Source organism: Herbidospora mongoliensis (assembly GCF_001570545.1).
Lineage (GTDB): Bacteria > Actinomycetota > Actinomycetes > Streptosporangiales > Streptosporangiaceae > Herbidospora > Herbidospora mongoliensis.
In genome coordinates this window covers 156,810-174,596 of sequence record NZ_BBXD01000008.1, presented here as the reverse complement: position 1 = coordinate 174,596, position 17,787 = coordinate 156,810, and the positions used below count along the sequence as shown (strand labels likewise).

General features: G+C 67.8%; 15 protein-coding genes and 2 pseudogenes. 9 read left to right on the top strand and 8 right to left on the bottom strand.

The genetic code is table 11. The features are described from left to right. Nucleotides 1-135 precede the first annotated feature (135 nt). The 3 genes and pseudogenes from AW272_RS41630 to AW272_RS46275 all read left to right on the top strand — a co-directional run. Nucleotides 136-459: a site-specific integrase gene (locus AW272_RS41630; protein ID WP_066360092.1), complete on the top strand. Its 324-nt coding sequence runs from the start codon at nucleotides 136-138 to the stop codon at nucleotides 457-459. Continuing rightward, nucleotides 456-782, top strand: a pseudogene (locus AW272_RS45500) (tyrosine-type recombinase/integrase); the annotation flags it as partial. The gene AW272_RS41630 and the pseudogene AW272_RS45500, both read left to right, overlap by 4 nt. A 6-nt stretch (nucleotides 783-788) precedes the next feature. Continuing rightward, nucleotides 789-914, top strand: a pseudogene (locus tag AW272_RS46275) (integrase core domain-containing protein); the annotation flags it as partial. A 107-nt stretch (nucleotides 915-1,021) separates the two neighbouring features. On the opposite strand, the gene AW272_RS41620 reads toward AW272_RS46275, so the two are convergent. After that, entirely contained in the window at nucleotides 1,022-2,131 is a 1,110-nt protein-coding gene (locus AW272_RS41620; RefSeq protein WP_157518098.1) for a helix-turn-helix domain-containing protein, read from the bottom strand. A 692-nt stretch (nucleotides 2,132-2,823) separates the two neighbouring features. Between AW272_RS41620 and AW272_RS00905 the strand changes: the two genes are divergently transcribed. Beyond that, complete coding sequence (locus AW272_RS00905) at nucleotides 2,824-3,177, top strand: hypothetical protein (protein ID WP_157518095.1); 354 nt, start codon at nucleotides 2,824-2,826, stop codon at nucleotides 3,175-3,177. A 23-nt stretch (nucleotides 3,178-3,200) separates the two neighbouring features. Here AW272_RS00905 and AW272_RS00900 read toward each other — a convergent pair whose 3' ends face one another. The 3 genes from AW272_RS00900 to AW272_RS00890 all read right to left on the bottom strand — a co-directional run bounded on the left by AW272_RS00900 (nucleotide 3,201) and on the right by AW272_RS00890 (nucleotide 6,844). Further along, nucleotides 3,201-3,659 (bottom strand): hypothetical protein, encoded by a 459-nt coding sequence (locus AW272_RS00900; RefSeq protein ID WP_066360085.1) that lies wholly within the window; start codon nucleotides 3,657-3,659, stop codon nucleotides 3,201-3,203. Nucleotides 3,660-3,730: 71 nt separating this feature from the next. Continuing rightward, nucleotides 3,731-6,055 carry a ThuA domain-containing protein gene (locus AW272_RS00895; RefSeq protein WP_157518092.1) on the bottom strand — a complete coding sequence of 775 codons (2,325 nt, stop codon included), beginning with the start codon at nucleotides 6,053-6,055 and terminating at the stop codon, nucleotides 3,731-3,733. A 228-nt stretch (nucleotides 6,056-6,283) separates the two neighbouring features. After that, complete coding sequence (locus AW272_RS00890) at nucleotides 6,284-6,844, bottom strand: TetR/AcrR family transcriptional regulator (protein ID WP_066360077.1); 561 nt, start codon at nucleotides 6,842-6,844, stop codon at nucleotides 6,284-6,286. Between the two features lie 87 nt (nucleotides 6,845-6,931). Here AW272_RS00890 and AW272_RS00885 point away from each other — a divergent pair, with 87 nt between their 5' ends. After that, a complete protein-coding gene (locus AW272_RS00885) occupies nucleotides 6,932-8,077 on the top strand; it encodes an FAD-dependent monooxygenase (RefSeq protein WP_066361167.1) in 1,146 nt (381 codons plus the stop codon). A gap of 6 nt (nucleotides 8,078-8,083) precedes the next feature. Here AW272_RS00885 and AW272_RS00880 read toward each other — a convergent pair whose 3' ends face one another. Then, entirely contained in the window at nucleotides 8,084-9,028 is a 945-nt protein-coding gene (locus tag AW272_RS00880; protein WP_066360075.1) for a LysR family transcriptional regulator, read from the bottom strand. A gap of 225 nt (nucleotides 9,029-9,253) precedes the next feature. Between AW272_RS00880 and AW272_RS00875 the strand changes: the two genes are divergently transcribed. The 3 genes from AW272_RS00875 (at nucleotide 9,254) to AW272_RS00865 (ending at nucleotide 14,292) form a co-directional block, all read left to right on the top strand. Next, nucleotides 9,254-12,319 carry a CdiA C-terminal domain-containing protein gene (locus tag AW272_RS00875; RefSeq protein WP_066360073.1) on the top strand — a complete coding sequence of 1,022 codons (3,066 nt, stop codon included), beginning with the start codon at nucleotides 9,254-9,256 and terminating at the stop codon, nucleotides 12,317-12,319. Nucleotide 12,320: 1 nt separating this feature from the next. Further along, nucleotides 12,321-12,707, top strand: a complete 387-nt coding sequence (locus AW272_RS00870) for a hypothetical protein (protein WP_066360070.1) — start codon at nucleotides 12,321-12,323, stop codon at nucleotides 12,705-12,707. Nucleotides 12,708-12,789: 82 nt separating this feature from the next. After that, nucleotides 12,790-14,292: a DUF5722 domain-containing protein gene (locus tag AW272_RS00865; protein ID WP_066361166.1), complete on the top strand. Its 1,503-nt coding sequence runs from the start codon at nucleotides 12,790-12,792 to the stop codon at nucleotides 14,290-14,292. Here the strand turns inward: AW272_RS00865 and AW272_RS00860 are convergent. The 3 genes from AW272_RS00860 to AW272_RS00850 are packed head-to-tail and all read right to left on the bottom strand — an operon-like array spanning nucleotide 14,277 to nucleotide 17,264. Further along, nucleotides 14,277-15,575 (bottom strand): alpha/beta fold hydrolase, encoded by a 1,299-nt coding sequence (locus AW272_RS00860; RefSeq protein WP_066360066.1) that lies wholly within the window; start codon nucleotides 15,573-15,575, stop codon nucleotides 14,277-14,279. The genes AW272_RS00865 and AW272_RS00860 overlap by 16 nt on opposite strands. Nucleotides 15,576-15,633: 58 nt before the next feature. Then, a complete protein-coding gene (locus AW272_RS00855; protein WP_066360064.1) occupies nucleotides 15,634-16,284 on the bottom strand; it encodes a response regulator in 651 nt (216 codons plus the stop codon). Then, nucleotides 16,281-17,264 carry a sensor histidine kinase gene (locus AW272_RS00850; RefSeq protein WP_066360062.1) on the bottom strand — a complete coding sequence of 328 codons (984 nt, stop codon included), beginning with the start codon at nucleotides 17,262-17,264 and terminating at the stop codon, nucleotides 16,281-16,283. Before AW272_RS00850 ends, AW272_RS00855 begins: the two co-directional genes overlap by 4 nt. 25 nt (nucleotides 17,265-17,289) lie before the next feature. Between AW272_RS00850 and AW272_RS00845 the strand changes: the two genes are divergently transcribed. Next, on the top strand, nucleotides 17,290-17,787 hold the full coding sequence (locus AW272_RS00845) for a C40 family peptidase (RefSeq protein ID WP_245657153.1): 498 nt from the start codon (nucleotides 17,290-17,292) through the stop codon (nucleotides 17,785-17,787).

Below are 17,787 nucleotides of genomic sequence, written 5' to 3'. Positions count from 1 at the left end.
TCTATACAGTGCTGCGCCCAAGGCAAGGACGCACGACGTCCAGTCGAACACCGGAACGCGGCCCGCCGGCGGCGCTGCTGCGCGGTCGGCAACTGCTGCGACCAGACCCTCGAGGAGAACTCCGTCCAGAAGGCGGTGAAGATCCTCCGGAGTCTGCTGTCCAACGCGATCTCCGAAGACCTGATCAGCAAGAACGCCGCTGCGGCGGTACGACTGCCGACCGTACGCAAGCGCCGAAACAGCGCCTGGTCGGTGGACGAGGCCCGGCGACTACTGGAGAGCGCGCGGGACGAGGCCGACCCGCTGTACGCGGTCTACGTGCTGACCCTGGTGCTTGGGCTGCGCGAGGGAGAGGTCTTAGGGCTGGACTGGAAGTACGTGGACCTGGACGCCGGAGAGTTGTACGTCGGGGGGAACAGCTCCAGCGAGTCCGTGACCAGCTCCTACGGCGGCCGGTGAAGACGGAAGAGTCCGAAGCCCCGCTTCCGCTCCCCGGCATCTGCCTGGCCGCGCTCAAGCTGCGCAAGAAGCAGCAGGAGCACGACCGGCAGGCAGCCGGGAACGACTGGCGCGACACCGGCCTGGTGTTCACGTCGCCTCTCGGCAAGCCCCTTGACCCGACGAAACTCAACGGCCGATTCGACGCCCGGATCGAACGGGCCGGCGTGCGACGCATCACTGTCCACGGCACGCGCGGCACGTGCGCCACCCTCCTCGCTGCCCTGGACGTCCACCCACGCGTGGCCATGCGGATCCTTCGCCACAGCAATATCAAGATGGCGATGGAGGTCTTCACCAGCAACACCCACCGCGCCGACGCCCTGCAACCATGGCTGGAGCACTACAACACCCGACGACGTCACAGCTCACTGGACGGTCACCCTCCGATCAGCCGACTGTCACCAACGTCATGACCGAGTACATCTAGCGCCAGCTCAGCCATTCGTCCTTGGCCAGACTCGCCGCCTTGAGGGGATAGTTAGCCAACGACGACGGCAAATATGGGTTTGCGGCGATCTACCTACCAACCCATCGGGGGCTCAGATTTAACTTTGACCCATTTTCGCTTATCGGGATGCCAATCGTACACAGGTTCATATTTTGGCATATCGGGCACTGCCCATCTAAGCGGATTAGCGACATCACCCAAATGCAACTCCTGATCCTTTCCATTTATGTTCGCAAATATAATTAATATACCGTCATAAAGATACCCCCTTCGAGAATCGATGTGCGCCAGCACACCCTCAACTCCTCCGTCTTTAAGCGTGATTGTGGCTGGCGGCATTCGACTCGATTTATCCGACCCGGAACCCCACACATGCGTCGTTCGCTTAACAGTGTCGAGCACTGCCTCATAACCCTCCCAACCCCCGGCACCATACTCGCAACGAATAAATACGAAAGGTTCTTGCAAGCGCGTGCGATTCAATATTCTCAAATCGATCTTATATATCGATACTACATCTGAACTGTCAGCTATTAATCGTGCGACGATGGATGGATCAAGCGCATAGATCCGCTTATCTGTCGACAAGAAATCTTCCCACCAGACGCAATGAGAGGCCGAATATTCCTTGTCGAAATACGGCGCTTCCGGCAGATCGGCGACACTGCCGACGAAAAGTGGATTGGTAATTCCCCAGCTCAGGCCAATATTGGCGAACCTAGGCCTTGGCGTTATACTCAGATTTTTACTCTCAGCACCTCCCTCTGCTACACGAGGGTTCGATTTGGGCATTATTTGAAATATGGCCACAAAGAGGCTCAGGGTTCCAATTACTGCGCCGACACCTTGCCACCAGCCTCGACCCAGAAATATCCGCATACAATTGCGGACCGGCAGCCTCCGAGGCGATTGGTAATTATAAACAGCAATTCGATCACGAGCATTGATCCATTTGAGAGGATCCTCTCCACATGCTCGCACGAAGGCTTCAATTGTTTCCGCCTTAGGTAATTCATGCCCACCTCTGACGATCCGCTGAACCGTAGTTGGACTCAGCCCGGCGGAGCGACAGAACTTAGCGAGTCCCGAAGTCTGCCTTTTATATAATTGGGCCAATTGAGCAACAAGATCTTGCTGAGTGACGATCCGCTCAGGATCAATGTCTGTCACGGCACCGTTCAACCCCTAGAGTCTGCGATGCAGACAGCACAGCATGGTAATCATGATCGAGATAGAGGAGTGCTTCGCGCCTCTCCTTCTTGCGATCAGGGCAGTCTTAGATGCGCTGACTGAAGAGATCTCTTGAGTGACCCGGCTCTGGGATGACCTTCTACATCGGTCAGCCACGTGCAAAGCACCGCCGACTCCGATGGGCCGTAAACCCCGTAGGACCGCGCCGGCCCGGGACCGTCTGATCAGCCACAGCGGGCATGTCTTGGGGGTCGACCTTCCGCCCCGACGATCACGCATCGCCACCGTCAACGAAGACGGAGCGCGGGTCGCTGCGAGTCGCCAATGTGATGCAAAAACGAGTGGCTGCTGTACTTCGTTGCTGTACGAGGAGCCAAAGAGGTGCCTACCAGCACCTAGCAAACCCCTGACCTGAGCACCAACAGCACCGCACGCGGAGGCCGCACCATCCGGACAGGTCAATGCGGTCGGCGACGCTGGTCGCCCTCTCAGCCCGGTTCGCCCCACTTGGTGCACCATGCCCCCTCGCACGGCCACCCTTGGGTCATCTCTTTCGCTGCCGATAACGACGAACAGGACGGATATAAAAAGAATATAGGCCACAACGGCAGGCTCAGCCGAAACCTCCGTTGCCATCTCTGACCTGGTCAGAAGGATGGCAACCCATCACGAAGGAGAGCCTGTTGCGCAAGGTAACCTCAGTCATGGCCCTCGTCAGCGCCATCGGCGTGCTGGCGCTCGCGGCGCCCGCGTCCGCCCATGTGACGGCCGTCGAAGTCAAGAACACGAAAAACATCAAGGTTGGATCGGCCTCGGTCAACTCCTCCCACACGGTCTTCTACGCCTGCGACATGCTGCCCGACAATGTGGGCGTCTACGGCCGCATGAGGCTCTCCAACGGCCAGATCCGGGACGTCGCCGACGGGAACGGCAGCGCGGACGGTTGTGGTGTCGGGAACGCGCCCGCCGGCACGACCATCGTGGCGATCGAGGCCGTCTGGCGTGGGGGGACGACTTCCGGCTGGAAGGCCACCTGAGATTGAGCCGTTCTCGCCGTTGCCTACGAGTCGCCGTGTTCGGTCACCTGTCCGGTCGTCCGGGAGCCGGCCAGTGTCGTGAGCTGGGCCACGTCCAGCCCGTCGCAGGTGAGTTCCGTCGAGGCGAGCGTGGCGCGGATGACGGGATCGGCGGGTCCCGGCACGGCCACCGTCGCGGTCTGCATCGCCGCCCAGTCGCGGAGCGCGTCGATCGACGGCTGCGGCAGCTGCGGCGAGTACTGGACGATCAGGGCGTTGTCCAGGGTGAGCAGGTGCTCCAGGCTGGCGCCGTTGGGCACGTCCTGGTCGGCCGGGGCGTAGAAGGACCGGTCGGGGTGGCGCCACTCGGTGTCACCGGACGTGGCCAGAGACGTACGCGGCCCTGATTCGCAGGTGACCGCCGCCGGCGCGGGATCGGCCGGGGTGCCGCACGCGGCGCACAGGACGAGCGCGGCCACGGCGGGGATGAGAGAGCGGCGCATCGATCCACTTCTGGTTGTTCGCCAGGCCGGTGGCCCGAAGTACTCGGGCCACCGGCGGTGAGACGGATGGGTCAGCTGACCTGCAGGACCGCCGAACGCGAGATGATCGCGCCGGTCGGGTCCGTCGCGCGGACCCGGTACTCGGAGCCGTCCAGTTCCGGCGCCGCGACCACAGCGATCGCGAACGAGGTCTGGCCGGGCACGTCCGCCCAGTCTGCCGAGCCCGGTGCCTTGACCTGCCACTGGTAGGTGACGTTCTGGCCGTCGGCGGGCGCGGCGAAGACCGCGTCGTCACCGGGCTGGTGGGTGGCCCCCGCCGGCTCGGACACGAAGCGCAGGATGACGGCGTCGTCGGCGAGCACCTTCATCCACTCGGCGAGCTCCTTGGCGCGCTCCCGGATCGGGGTGTTGTCGGGACCGGGCAGGTTGGCCTTGACCTCGCGGCGGACGACCTTGGCCTGCTCCATGGCCTCGACGTAGTCCTTGACCAGGTAGGCGTTGTACGAGGCGTCGATCGCGCCGTTCAGCGTGGCGGCCAGATCGGCCCCGACGGACCCGTCGGTCACTCCGGCGGCGACCAGCCCACGCATCTCGAGGTGGGTGGAGCAGTTCCCGGACGACTCGCCGGCGGCCCACTTGATGCCTTCCAGGATGTTCTGCTGGAAGATCGGGTTGGCGGTGAGCTGCCAGTTGTGCAGGAGCGCCTGGGTGAAGGAACGCCCGCCGTCGTAGTTGACACACCACGAGATCGGGTGGTCGGCGCCCTCGATCCGGCCCGCGCTGTTGCCGATGCCGGACACGTAGGTCGACTCGGTCAGCGTCTGCAGGATGTGCCCCTTCTCGCGGGGAAGGAAGCCCCGCCAGTTGTAGAGCTCGTCCGAGATCGTCATCTTCTTGTCGAAGTGACGGGTGGCCGGGTGAGTGCCGTCCTCGGTGACCAGTTCGGCGACGAGGCAGCCGCCGCAGGTGTTCTGGATGCCACCGGCGTTGGAGCCGTGGTTGTCGAACTCGCCGCCGACCAGGTTCTTGTACCAGTCCCAGTTGTGCATCGAGTCGGTGGCGCCGTGGATGGCCACGAAGCCGCCGCCGTTGCGGATGTAGGTCTGGAGCGCGGCCTGCTCGTCGACGGTGGCGCCGGGGGTGGTCGTCGAGGGGCGGTTGGTGACGAACACGTCATTGCCGACGCTGGAGACGCCGACCAGGGCGTCGTACTGCGACAGGCGCTCGGCGCTCTCGAACGGGTTGCCCTGAACGGAGACCTCGGGGCTGAGGTAGTCGTAGACGTCGACGTCGAAGGAGTTGGCCCGGCCGAGGTCCTGGATCGTCGCCATCGTCAGCGGGATGTGCTCGTGCCGGAACGCTCCAGGGCGGTTGCCGAACAGCAGGATCTTGAACTTGGGCCGCTTGTTCCGCACGGCCTCGCCCGGAGCCCGGAACGGGTAGCGGTCCAGGCCCTTGCCCGCGCTCACCGCGATGCCGGTGACGACGTCGGGGTGGTCGACGCCCTGGAGTTCCTCCACCAGGTAGGCGGCGTCCTTGACCAGCGAGTCGCGCATGTAGCCGGCGGGCGTCACCTTCGCGGCCAGCGCGCCGAACTTGACCAGCGCCGCCTCGGCGGCGCCGCCTTCAGCTTCGGTGAGCAGCGCCAGCAGGCGAGCACCGTTGGGCGTGGAGACCTTCCCGGCGGTCACGTAACGCTGGACCAGGGCGCGCAGGTCCGCGATCGAGGTGGTGATCTCGAAGGTCAGCGTGTACTTGGCGCCGTTGCCGGCGGAGTCGCCGAGGTTGACCGCCCAGGTGTGCTGACCGACGGAGAGGGTGGCGAGGTCCAGCGGCATCGGGTAGGTCCAGACGCCGTCGATCCACATGTCGCGCACCGCCGCGCCGCCCGAGCCGGGGGTGGCGTCGGTACGGGTCGGTGAGATGGCGGCGGGGAGCGCGCTGTGCGCGACCTTGCCGTTGGGGATGCCCGGCCAGGCCGCGACCGGCGCCTTGGTGTCGATCCGCACGGTGATCGTCCGGGCGGCCGAGGCGTTGCCGGCCGCGTCGACGGCGACATAGCTCACGCTGCTGTTGCGGTCACCGCTGATCACGTGCGCGGCCGTGCCCCGGGTTCCGTTCTGCACAGCGGGCACGTCGACCGCGCTCCCCGCGATGGTCACCCGGAACAGGGCCACGGCGTCGTCGTCGGTCGCCGACAGGTTCAGCGTGACGTCGTTGCCGGTGAACCAGCCACCGGCGCCGGTGCTGCTGGAGGTCACGTAGGCGTTGTTCGCCACGCCGTTGTAGTTCAGGACGGGGGCCACCGGGGAGAGGGTGGCGACGTCGAGGACGGGCGGGGCTCCGGTCTCGGCGGCGAAGGCCACCCCGGGCGTACCGATGAGCAAAGCAGGCACTGCGAGTAGCGCAGTAGCTAATGATCGTTTGGCGTGGAGTGGGCGAGAGGACGGCATGTCGCTCCTCTTGTCGGGTCTTACAGGAACTCCACCGCGCGCGTTCGGTGCCGACCCAATGCCTAACGCGATGAATGTCGGAAGTGTGAGCTTCGTCGCACACATTTGTCAACGATCTTACGAACTTCTGATTTTCATCGGCGAAAGTTTTCACCTAAAAGTTTCGTCTGATCACCCGCCGTACGCGTCCCCGAGAAGGTAGCGCTGCAGGGTCGGCCCCAGCCAGGCGACGACCTCCTGGTGCGTCATCTCGACGACGGGCGGCAGGCGCAGGACGTAGCGGCACAGGGCCAGGCCCAGCATCTGGGTGGCGACGAGACCGGCCCGGCGCGCGGCGCTCCCCGGGTCGCCCGACAGACTGACCGCCAGGGGGCCGAGCTGGCCCGCGAAGATCTCGCGCATCCGTCCGGCGACCTCCTCGTTGGTGACGGCGGTACGCAGGAGCACCATCAGCGCCTCGTCGGCCTCCCAGCGCTCGACGAAATGGGCGGCCAGTGTCGCGCCGATCCGGTCTCGGGGGACGTCGGCCAGGTCGGGAAGCTGGAGGTCGAAGTCGGCCGCGGCGGCGAACAGCTTCTCCTTGTTCCCGAAGTAGCGCATCACCATCGAGGGATCGATGGCGGCGTCGGCGGCGATGGCCCTGATGGTCGTGCGGTCGTAGCCGTCGGCGGCGAAACGCTCCCGGGCCGCGACCAGGATCGACGCCTTGGTGTCCTCGGACGATCTCCTCATGCCAACAAGTGTAGGCCAACATGTGTTGACATTGACCGAACGGTCGGCGCACACTGATGCCAACAAGCGTTGACATTGGAGGTCATCATGCTTCCCACCACCACCGACGTCCTGGTCGTCGGGGCCGGGCCCACGGGACTCACCGTGGCGGTCGGGCTCGCGCGGCTGGGCCGCCACGTCACCGTCGTCGACGGTCAGGCGGAGGGGGCCAACACCACCCGGGCCGCCGTCGTGCACGCTCGCACCCTGGAGGTGCTGGAGCCGCTCGGCGTGGTCGACACGCTCGTCGCCCAGGGCCTGCACGCGAACCGCTTCACCGTTCGTGACCGCGACCGGGTGCTCGTGCCGGTGCCGTTCGGGGGGCTGCCGACGGCCTATCCGTACACGCTGATGATCTCCCAGGAGGTCACCGAGGCGGTGCTGCTGGCGCGGCTGACCGAGCTGGGCGGGCGGGTGCTCCGGCCGTACACCGTGACCGGGGTCGAGCAGGACGCGGCCGGGGCGACCGTGACGTTCGCGAGCGGCGAGAGCGTCCGCGCGGCCTACGTGGTCGGCGCCGACGGCATGCACAGCACGGTGCGCGCACAGGCCGGCATCGCCTTCACCGGGAGTGCCTACCCGGAGTCGTTCAGCCTGGCCGACGTGCGGCTTTCCGGAGGAGTGCCGGACGACGAGGTGATCCTCTACTTCTCCCCCGCCGGGGTGCTCGTGGTCGCGCCCCTTCCCGGTGGCACCTACAGGATCGTGGCGACCGTGGCCGAGGCGCCGAAGGAGCCCGACGTCGCGTTCGTCCAAGGCCTGCTCGACACGCGCGGGCCCGAGGCGAGCCGGGCGGTCGTCAAGGAGGTGGTGTGGGGCTCGCGGTTCCAGGTTCACCACCGGATCGCCGACACCTACCGTGAGCGGCGGATCCTGCTGGCCGGAGACGCCGCTCACGTGCACAGTCCGGCGGGCGGGCAGGGCATGAACGCCGGGATCACCGACGGGGTCGCCCTCGCCCAGGCGCTCGACGCGGTTCTCGGCGGCGGCTCCCCCGACCTGCTCGACGCCTACGGCGCCACCCGCAGGCCGGTGGCTCAGCAGGTCGTGTCCCTCGCCGACCGGCTCACCCGGCTCGCCACCGTCGACCGGCGGGTCCGGCCGGTCCGGAACGTCGTCCTGCGGCTGCTCGCCACCATCCCGGCCTTCCGCCGCCGGCTGGCCTGGCGTCTGTCCGGTCTCGTCTATCGGTGACGCGTTCTACGAACTCTCGCGGGCCAGGACCGTACGGGCACAGTCCAGGAGGGCCAGGACGGTGTGGCTGGTGTTGCCGGGATGCCAGGCCAGCGCGGCGGTGCTGTCCGGCAGGTCGACGACGTCGACATAAGCGATGCCGGGGCGTGGGTAGAGGCGGCGCGCGGCGGCCGGCAGGAACGTGATCGCCTGACCCCGGGCGACCGCCAGCAGCATCGTCTCGATGTCGTTGGCGATCGGGCCGAAGCGCACGGACGTCCCGTCAGGGCGCGGGTTGATCGCCCACTGGTCCCACCAGGAGCGAGGCACGTCCGGTACGACGTCCACGAAGACATGCCCGCTGAGCTGCGCCAGCGTGATCGACGTATGGGCGGCCAGTGGATCGGCGGCGGGCAGGCAGACGACCCTCGGCTCGATGGCCAGATTCAGCGTGCGCAGCGTGAGCGGCAGCGGCGAGCGCAGGAACGACGCGTCGACCTCGCCGTGGGTGAGCGCGTCGAACTGGTCGATGTAGTCGACGTTGCGCATCTCGACCGAGATCGCGGGATGCCGCGCGGCCAGTTCGGCCAGGATCGCGATCGTGTACGGCATGGCCGCCTCACCGCCCACCACTCCCAGCCGGAGATGCCCCTTGATCTCCCGGGCCAGCCCGGCGGCGACCCGCTGGAACTGGCCGATCGCCTGCACCACGGCCAGGGCCTCCGGGACCAGCGCCCGGCCCGCGTCGGTGAGCTCCGCCCGGCGCGACGTCCGGATCAGCAGATCGACGCGTAATCGCTCTTCCAGCGTGCGGATCTGTCTGCTGAGGGCGGGCTGGGTCATGAACAGGCGAGCGGCCGCACGACCGAAATGCAGTTCCTCGGCGAGCACGAGGAAGAGCCGCAACTGGTGGGGGCTGGGTTCGCGGTCGGCGGCGAGAGCGGCATAACAAGCGGGATCACCGAGATTCATGCATTTCAGGTTATCGATCTTGCGGCAAAAGCAATCGCCCGGACCTATCGGCGCGGGGGCCGTCGCGGGCACTCTGAATATCGACTTCGGGGCGTTCGCCCATCGGTCGAGGGGGACGGCCTCGACCGGTGGCATTTCTTTTCGCGAAAACGGCACCGCCGGTCTTTCGCATGCCCGGACGCGCCCAAATCATCCGTGGTCAGCCGTACCGGCAAAAGGAGCACGATGAACCTAGTAAGGCGCTGTTCGTTCAGCGTCGTCGCACTGCTGGCGCTGTTCCTGTCGATTCTCGTCAGCACGCCCGCGCAGGCCGACCCGGCCAACCTGCTGTTCTCCTGGAAGTTCGGCGGCTACCCGGACGGCCCCAACTGCTCGATCTCCAGTTACGTCGCCTCGACCGTGACGTCGGGCCGGGTCCGCGTGTCCGGGGCGTTCCAGGGCTGCGACGAAAGCGGGGTGTACGGAAACGGCGACGGCGACCTGACCGTCACCGGCTGGGGGCCGCTCGAGGGCCCGAACGCGCGGCCGTTCAACCGCCGGGTCGGCGGGAGCGTCGGCACCGGCTGGTGTCCGGGACCGTGCTCCAACGTGGCCGACGTGCCGTGGGCCGGACCCGGCACCTACTGCGGCATGACGACCTATGGGGACACCGGCTACCTGATCAGGAACGGGAGCGACCCGTCACTGCGGCCCTGCCGCTACGTGTCGGGGGAGCCGCCGGTGTTCCCGCCGAACGAGATCCCCCCGGCGCCGACCGACCCGGTGCAGCCGCCGCCGGTCCCGCAGCCTGATCCGTCGGTGCCGATTCCCTGCCCGCAAATCTCCTCGATCAGCGCCGTACCGGACGGAACCGTCCTGCAGACCTGTGACACCGGCCGCGTGTACAAGGTGGTCGGCGGGGCGCCGCTGTGGATGACGAGCTGCCCCTCGGGCTTCTGCCCGGGGACGCCGGTCAAGGTCACCCAGGCGATCGTCGACGCCGGGCGGGCCTACCCGAGAGACGCGGCGACCGCCCGCGACGAGGCCGGCAACATCTTCAAGTTCGTCGGCGGCGCGCCGGTGCACCTGTCGAGTTGCACGGTCGGGTGCGGGAGCCCGATCTCCGTACCGGCCGGGACGCTGCAGCTGGTCCACCCGGCCAACCACATGCGGCAGCGGCCGGTGGACGCGGCGACCGCGCGCGACGAGGCCGGTCACGTGTTCAAGTTCGTCGGCGGCGCGCCGATCCACCTGTCGAGCTGCAGCGTGGGCTGCGGCAACCCCGTGCCGATCAACGGCTGGAGCGTCGCGAACCTCGACCACATGGACCCCCGCCCGGCCGACGGCTCCACCGCCAGCGACGAGGCCGGGAACATCTTCAAGTTCGTCGGCGGCGCACCCATCCACCTGTCGAACTGCAGCGTCGGCTGCGGCAACCCGGTGCCGATCACCGCGTGGAGCATCGTCTACTACGAGCACATGAACCCCCGCCCGGCCGACGGTTCGACGGCCAAGGACGAGTCGGGCAACATCTTCAAGTTCGTCGGCGGCGCACCCATCCACCTGTCGAGTTGCAGCGTGGGGTGCGGCAACCCCGTACCGATCAACGGGTGGAGCGTCGCGACGCTCGAACACATGAACCCGCAGCCCGCGGACGGTTCGACGGCCAAGGACGAGTCGGGCAACATCTTCAAGTTCGTCGGCGGCGCGCCCATCCTGCTGTCGAACTGCAGCGTGGGATGCGGCAACCCCGTGCCGGTCAACGGGGTGAGCCTGGCCCAGCTGGACCACATGAACCCGCAGCCCGTAGACGGTTCGACCGCCAAGGACGAGTCGGGGAATGTGTTCAAGTTCGTCGGCGGCGCGCCCATCCTGCTGTCGAACTGCAACGTCGAGTGCGGCAACCCGGTGGCGATCAACGGGGTCAGCGTGGCCACGCTCGACCACATGCGCCCGTTCCCGGCCGACAACGCCACCGTCGTGGACGAACGCAGCAGGACGTTCAAGTTCGCCGGCGGCGCACCACTGCTGATCACGAACTGCGGGGCCGGCTGCGGCAGCCCGGTGCTGGTCAACGCGGCCAGCATCGACAAGCGCGACCACATGCGCTCCGTCCCGGCCGACGGCACCCGCCTGACCACCTGGGACAGCCCCGCCAGGCAGTTCACCGTGAACGGCGGCGTGCCCGACCCGGGCGGATCCGGCGCGGGCGTGACCGTGAACCAGTATTCGGTGGACCACATCCTGCTCGACGGGACGCGGATCAAGGACGAGGCCACCACCAGCCAGGGAGCCGTCGTCGGCGGCGCGAAGATCCCCTTCATCAGCATGGACGAGCTCATCGCCGCCGGATACGGCGACAAACCGATGCTGGTGATCCCCACCCGGCTGTGGAACGCGTTGTCCACCCGCATCGAGGACGGCACCCGGCTCAAGAAGTCCGACACGGCGTCCCAGGCGGGCGTGGTCGGCGGCGCGAAGATCCCCTTCACCAGCGTGGAGGAGCTGACCGCCGCCGGATACGGCGACAAACCGATGCTGGTGATCCCCGCGCGGGTCTGGGACGCGCTACCCAGCAAGATCGCCGACGGGACCCGGATCAAGAACTCCGGTTCCGCCACCCAGGCGGGCGTCGTCGGCGGCGCGAAGATCCCGTTCACCAGCATGGCCGAGCTGGAGAACACCGGCTACGGCGCCAAACCCATGCAGATCGTTCCCGCCCGGGTGTTCGACGCGCTCCCGACCCGGATCGCCGACGGAACGCTCATCCGCAAGCCGGACGCGCCGCAGATCGGTCTGGTCATCGGCACCGGCCGGATCACCTTCCCGACCCTGCGGGACCTGCAGCTCAACGGACACGGCGACAAACCGATCCTGACCGTCCCGGCCCGCGTGTTCGACGCGATGCCGCCGGTCGGCTACATCGACGAGACCGAATCCCGGTTCGACAGTCCGCCCAACAGGGACCCGGAGCAGGAGCGCCGCGTGGCCGAGTTCCTCCAGGCCGAAGGCAAGTACGTCAAGGCGATCCCTTCCACCAACCAGAATCGTCAACCCGACTCGCTGATCGACGGGACGTTCCCGCTGGAGTTCAAACTGGTCACCACCGACAACCCGAACACGGTGCAGGGTCAGATCAGGAGCGCGAAGGGACAAGCGGTGAACGCCTTGATCGACTCGCGTGGCTACCCTCTGACGGAGGCGAACGCGCGCGAGGGGGTCCGCCGGTACCTGCAATTCACCACCGATCAGACGATGAAGTACCTCCGCATGGTGGGCGACGGTTTCGACATCGTGTGGACCTGGAGCTGACATGAGTTCGTACCACTACCTGTTCGTCCGGCCGCGCACGAATCCCGCGCGACTGCTGGAAGATCTCACCCCGCTGTTCGGTGCGGATTTCGAGCGGATCCACCGCGAGTACGCGGACTTCCGGGCGGTGGCCGGACAGGTAGTGGTCGAAGTCGCTTTCACCCATGGATTCGGGATCGAGCCTCAGTATGAGGACCGGGATATGCCGCTGTCGCGATATCCGATCTGCGTGACATTTCGCTTCAGCGAGAACGCGGTCACTCCGGGTGCCGAGGCGACGGCGGCTTGGCGTGGTTACCACGGGCTGGAAAAGCTCGGCGGATACGACCTGCTGCTTACTTACGACTTTCAGCAAGTACTGGCGGCATCGCCTCCGCTGGAGGGATAGCCGCACCTGTCGCGCTTCCACGAAAGGACAGCGTGTGATCTCCCACCGCTGGCGGTCGTTATCGGCCGCCTTTCTTCTCGCCATGCCCTTGATCACCGCAGTGCCCGCCGCCGCTGCGGCCCCCCTGCCCTACCCGACCCGAGATCCGTACCGGATCAAGTCCATCCAGCCCGACTCCTGGCCCGACAAGAACGAAATTTCAGGAAACGACGCCGGTGGAGTGGCGCTCAACTTCGTCTGGGCCGAATGGCAACCCACCCGGGCGACCGCGCCCTGCGCCCCCGGCGACCAGGAATACGACGGCCAGTGCTTCAGTGTCCCGGCCGCGCTCGACGCCGACGTCCGCGACTGGACCGCCCGCGGCCTGGCCGTCACCGCCGTCGTGTACGGCACGCCCGCCTGGGCCCGCGCCGGCAAGCCGTGCTCCCCGGCCGCCCCCGGTTTCGAGATCTTCTGTACGCCCAACGCCCCCACCGATTACGCCCGTTTCGCCGGGATGCTCGCCGACCGCTACGACGGCCTCCACGACCACGGCCGCATCGCCGACTTCGTGATCGGCAACGAGGTCAACAGCAACGCCTGGTTCGACATCGGCTGCGGCCAGGGCACCCGCTGCGACGTCACCCGCTGGCTGACCGAGATCGCCGCGAACTACAACGCCGCCTACGACAAGGTGATCGCCGAACAGCCGACCGCGAAGGTGCTCATCTCCCTCGACCACCAGTTTGGCGTGGAACTGGAACGCCCCGCCGCCTCGGACGCCACCCTGTCGGGCCAGACCGTCCTGCGCGGCCTGGCCGCCCGGGCGGGCGACCGCGCCTGGCGGGTGGCCTTCCACCCCTACGCGCCGGACCTGCGCAGCAACGTCTTCAGCGCCGACGACTACCCCTACGTCAGTTACGGCAATCTCGGCGCGCTGGTCGGCTGGTTGCGCGCCGACTTCCCCGCGCACGCCACCGAGGTGCAGCTCACCGAAAGCGGGGTGAACTCCCTGGCGCCGTCGTCACCACAACGCCAGGCCACCGCCGTGTGCGACTCGTTCCGCAACGTGCTGGGCACCCCCGGCATCGTCAACTACGTCTACCACCGCATGCGCGACCACCCCGACGAGGTCGCCGGCGGCCTGGCCCTGGGCCTCCGCAACGCCGACGGTTCCGCCAAACCGGCGTGGGCGACCTGGGCGCTCGCGAATCGCGGCGCCATGTCCTGCGGGTTCGAACGACTGCCGTACACGGCTCTGACCCGCGGCTACCACCCGAGTCGCGGCCACTGGGCGTCGTCCCGCCTGCTCCCGCCGGGATTCACCCCCGAATTCACCGTCAGGCTGGTCCGCGACGAGTCCTCCCCCGGCACGATCCCCCTGTACGAATGCCAGGTGGGCGGCCACAACCTCCTGACCGACGACCCGGGCTGCGAAGGACTCCGCCCGCTGGGCCCCGTCGGCGGCGTGTACACCGAACCGGCCCCCGGCCGGGTGCCCGTCTACCGCTGCTACATCCCCGGCAACGGCGACCACTTCATCGCCACCCGCCCAGACTGCGAAGGCCAGCGAACCGAACGCCTCCTGGGCTACGCGGTGGCCTGACAAACCAACGCGCCCCTGATCCCCTGCTGGTCCATATGCCGGACGACATGACCGGCCACGCAGGGGTTCAGGTGCACGACGTGCTGCGGGCTCTCCAGCTTGACCGTCGCGTGGCGCGGGAAGTGGGAGACCAGGGCGGCCGTCATGGCGTGATCGCCGCCGATCCCGCCGACGCCCAGCGCCGGGACCTCGGCGGCGAGAGGCCGGGGCGGGTTGGCGGGCTTGATCGGCCAGCCCGCGCAGAGCTGCGACTCGAAGCTGATGCCGCCGGAGTAGGGCGAGACGCGGTCCTCGTGCGCACGGCCCTTCACCATGGCGCGGTAGCTCTGGTAGCCGAGGGCGTCGGGGCAGCGGGCGGCCATCATCGCGGGCATCGTGAGGAAGCCCAGGCCCTTGCCGGCCTCCTCGAAGAACGAGTAGTCGCCGGCGGCGGCCCGCTGGATGCCGTCCTTGAGCTGCGGCCAGAGCCCTGGGGTGTTCAGGTAGGAGGCGAGGAACGGCTTGACGTACATACCCGAAGGCGCGTCGGCGACGATCTTCCGCCAGGTCGCCCGCACGTCACCGCAGTCACACCAGTCGGCGAAGGCGTCGAAGGCCGGGCCGGGCGGAGCCACGGGGGCGTCGGGGTCGGGTTCCGGCGGGCCGCCGATCTGGTCGGGCGTACCGTCGGCGGTGAAGGTGAGCACCCTCCCGGGGAACAGCCGGACGTAGGCGGTGGCCGCGATCCCCCCGTACGACCAGCCCAGAACGTGGACCCGATCGGCCCCGGCCAGGCGACGGACGGCGTCCATGTCACGGGCGACATCCAGGGAGTCGAGGTTCTCCATCAGCCCGGAGGCGTCGTCGGCGCGGCACTTCTCGACGGCCGCCCTCAGCGTGCGGGCCTGGGCGTCCCAGGTGGCCCGGTCGGGCGGGTCCTCGACGGTCGTGAGGGCGGGCGTCCGGCAGGAGGCCGGGAGGAGTTCCCCGGTGCCGCTGTTCCTGGGCTGGTAGCCGATGACGTCGTAGTGGTCGCGGATCGGGCCGTAGCGGCCGGCGTTCTCGCGGAGGGTGGCGACGCCGTCCTCGCCGGGCCCGCCGGGAGCGGTCAGGAGCGTGCCGCGCCGCTCGCCGGTGGCGGGCAGCTTGACCACCTGGCGTTCCAAGGACGGGCCGTCAGGCCGGTCCCAGTCGACCGGGACGGTGACGGTCGCGCAGAGGAGGCCGTCTCCGCAGGGGGTCCAGGTCGCCGGGGCGGCCGGGACGAGCGTGCTGAGCCCGAGGGCGAAAATGATCGTTTTCATGCATCCAGGCTCACCCGGAAGAGCTCGGCGGGCCTCCTGCTGACGTACCGGATCGCTTCTAGGACCCTGCTCCCATGGCCCTGACCAGCCCCGATTCGTAGGCGACCACCACGGCCTGGGCCCGATCGCGAGCGCCGATCTTGGCGAAGACGCTCGTGATGTGGTTCTTGACCGTCGACGGCGACAGCTCCAGATCGGTGGCGATCTCGCTGTTGGAGTGCCCGTGCGCGATGTACGTCAGGATCTCGCGCTCCTTGGGAGTCAGCTCCGCCAGCCGGGCCGGCCGCACCTTCGCGGCCCGCACGAACGACCCGATCAGCCGCGTCAGCAACCTCGGCGCGACCGTCGCCTCGCCCCGATGGACCACCCGGATCGCCGCGATCACATCCTCCGGCGACACGTCCTTGGGCAGGAACCCGGCCGCACCCGCGCGCAGCGCGTCCACGACCTGCTCGTCGAGATCGAAGTTGCTGAGGATGAGCACCTTGACCGGACTGACGGCGAGTTCGGCGGTGGCGGCCAGCCCGTCGACATGGGGCATGTGCAGATCCATCACCACGACGTCGGGCTCGGTCTCGCGGGCCAGCCGGACCGCCTGCGCCCCGTCGGCGGCCGCCCCCACGACCGTCATGTCACCGGTGGACTCCACGATCAGCCCCAGACCCTCACGGACCAGCGGATGATCGTCGGCGATCAGCACCCGGATCATGTGGGGATCCTCGCCCGCACCCGGAACCCTCCGGCGGGCTGAGGCCCCGCCCTCAGCACCCCACCACAGGCGGCGACCCGTTCGGCCATCCCCCGCAGCCCATATCCGCGCGGAGCGGGCGGACCTCCGGGCCCGTCATCCTGTACGTCAACCTCCACGCCCCCCTCCTCATAGGCGATGTGCACAGTCGCGGTCGCCCCCGAGGCATGCTTGCGGGTGTTCGTCAGCGCTTCCTGAACCAGGCGGTAGACGGCGTGATCAGCGGCCGGAGGCAGCTCGGCCGCCTCCCCGACGACCCGGTAGTCGACCGGCTGCCCGTTCTCCCGTGCCCTCTCGATCAGGCCGGGCAGCGCGGAGGTCCCGTAACTGGGCACCGGATCGCCGTCAGTGCGTAAGACATGAAGCAGCTGCCGCATTTCGGTCATCGCCTGACGCCCGGATTCTTCAGCCTTGTGAAGCAACGACTCGGACTTCTCCGGCTTCAACCTGGCCGCGCCCACCAGCACGTTCATGGCCGTGAGGTGGTGGGCGACCACATCATGGAGCTCCCTGGCGATACGCCGCCGCTCCTCCTTGATCAGCTCCGCCCGGTCCCGCTCCGCCATCTCCCGGCGCAGCCGCATGAGATGACCGGCGCCGACGAGGATGACCGGCCCCAGATTGACCGCTGGCCCGTAGTAGACCACCAGCCCGATGAGGGCGGCCGGCCAGGCGAAGCGGGCGGGCGCGTGACGTCCACAGGCATAGAGCGCACACGCCGACGCGGGCCCGAGCCACCAGAGAGGCCCGGCGGGCAGACTCGCCAGATGCGCGACGACTGTTATCGCGAATACGGGCAGCGGGAATCGACGCCGCCACAGCAACGCGACAGCCGTCACGAGAGCCAGCGCGATGATCGCCGCCGGGTGCATCGGCACTTTCGTCCCGAATGCGATCGCCAATTGAGAAACGGCGACGACAACGGCGAGCGCGATGTCCATGAGGGCCGCCTCTACCCTCGTACCGATGAAGATTCCCGTGATCGCCGCGCTTGTCCTGGCCGGTGCCGCCGCGTCCGTTCCCGTGCCGGACGCGCGGGACCAGATCCTCGCCTCCGCGCATGCCCTGATCGGCCGATATCCCTATTCATGGGGCGGCGGCCACGCCGGAGGCGCGGGCCCGTCGTTCGGCATCTGCCAGGGCTACCGGGGCGACATCAAGCCCTGCCCGGCCACCAAGACGCACGGCCTGGACTGCTCAGGCCTGACCCGCTGGGTCTACAAGATCGGCTACAACTACGACGTGCTCGGCCCCGGCACCACCGACGACCACGTGCGCCGCATGCGCCGGGTGAAGGTCCCGGCCCCCGGCGACCTGGTGTTCTTCGGTACGAAGAAGGGCACCCACCACGTGGGCGTCTACATCGGCAAGGGGCGGATGATCAACGCCTTCAAGACCGGGACGAGAGTCCGCATCGACCCGGTGAAGGCCCTCGACGACCTGCTCGGCTACTACCGCCTCTGA

Excerpts from the sequence above, each read along its gene's own strand:
- AW272_RS00850 (WP_066360062.1), bottom strand. The coding sequence starts at position 17,264 with ATGGACATCGCGCTCGCCGTTGTCGTCGCCGTTTCTCAATTGGCGATC.
- AW272_RS00865 (WP_066361166.1), top strand. The coding sequence starts at position 12,790 with ATGCCCTTGATCACCGCAGTGCCCGCCGCCGCTGCGGCCCCCCTGCCC.
- AW272_RS00845 (WP_245657153.1), top strand. The coding sequence starts at position 17,290 with ATGAAGATTCCCGTGATCGCCGCGCTTGTCCTGGCCGGTGCCGCCGCG.
- AW272_RS00880 (WP_066360075.1), bottom strand. The coding sequence starts at position 9,028 with ATGAATCTCGGTGATCCCGCTTGTTATGCCGCTCTCGCCGCCGACCGC.
- AW272_RS00885 (WP_066361167.1), top strand. The coding sequence starts at position 6,932 with ATGCTTCCCACCACCACCGACGTCCTGGTCGTCGGGGCCGGGCCCACG.
- AW272_RS00890 (WP_066360077.1), bottom strand. The coding sequence starts at position 6,844 with ATGAGGAGATCGTCCGAGGACACCAAGGCGTCGATCCTGGTCGCGGCC.
- AW272_RS00855 (WP_066360064.1), bottom strand. The coding sequence starts at position 16,284 with ATGATCCGGGTGCTGATCGCCGACGATCATCCGCTGGTCCGTGAGGGT.
- AW272_RS00860 (WP_066360066.1), bottom strand. The coding sequence starts at position 15,575 with ATGAAAACGATCATTTTCGCCCTCGGGCTCAGCACGCTCGTCCCGGCC.
- AW272_RS00870 (WP_066360070.1), top strand. The coding sequence starts at position 12,321 with ATGAGTTCGTACCACTACCTGTTCGTCCGGCCGCGCACGAATCCCGCG.
- AW272_RS00900 (WP_066360085.1), bottom strand. The coding sequence starts at position 3,659 with ATGCGCCGCTCTCTCATCCCCGCCGTGGCCGCGCTCGTCCTGTGCGCC.
- AW272_RS00875 (WP_066360073.1), top strand. The coding sequence starts at position 9,254 with ATGAACCTAGTAAGGCGCTGTTCGTTCAGCGTCGTCGCACTGCTGGCG.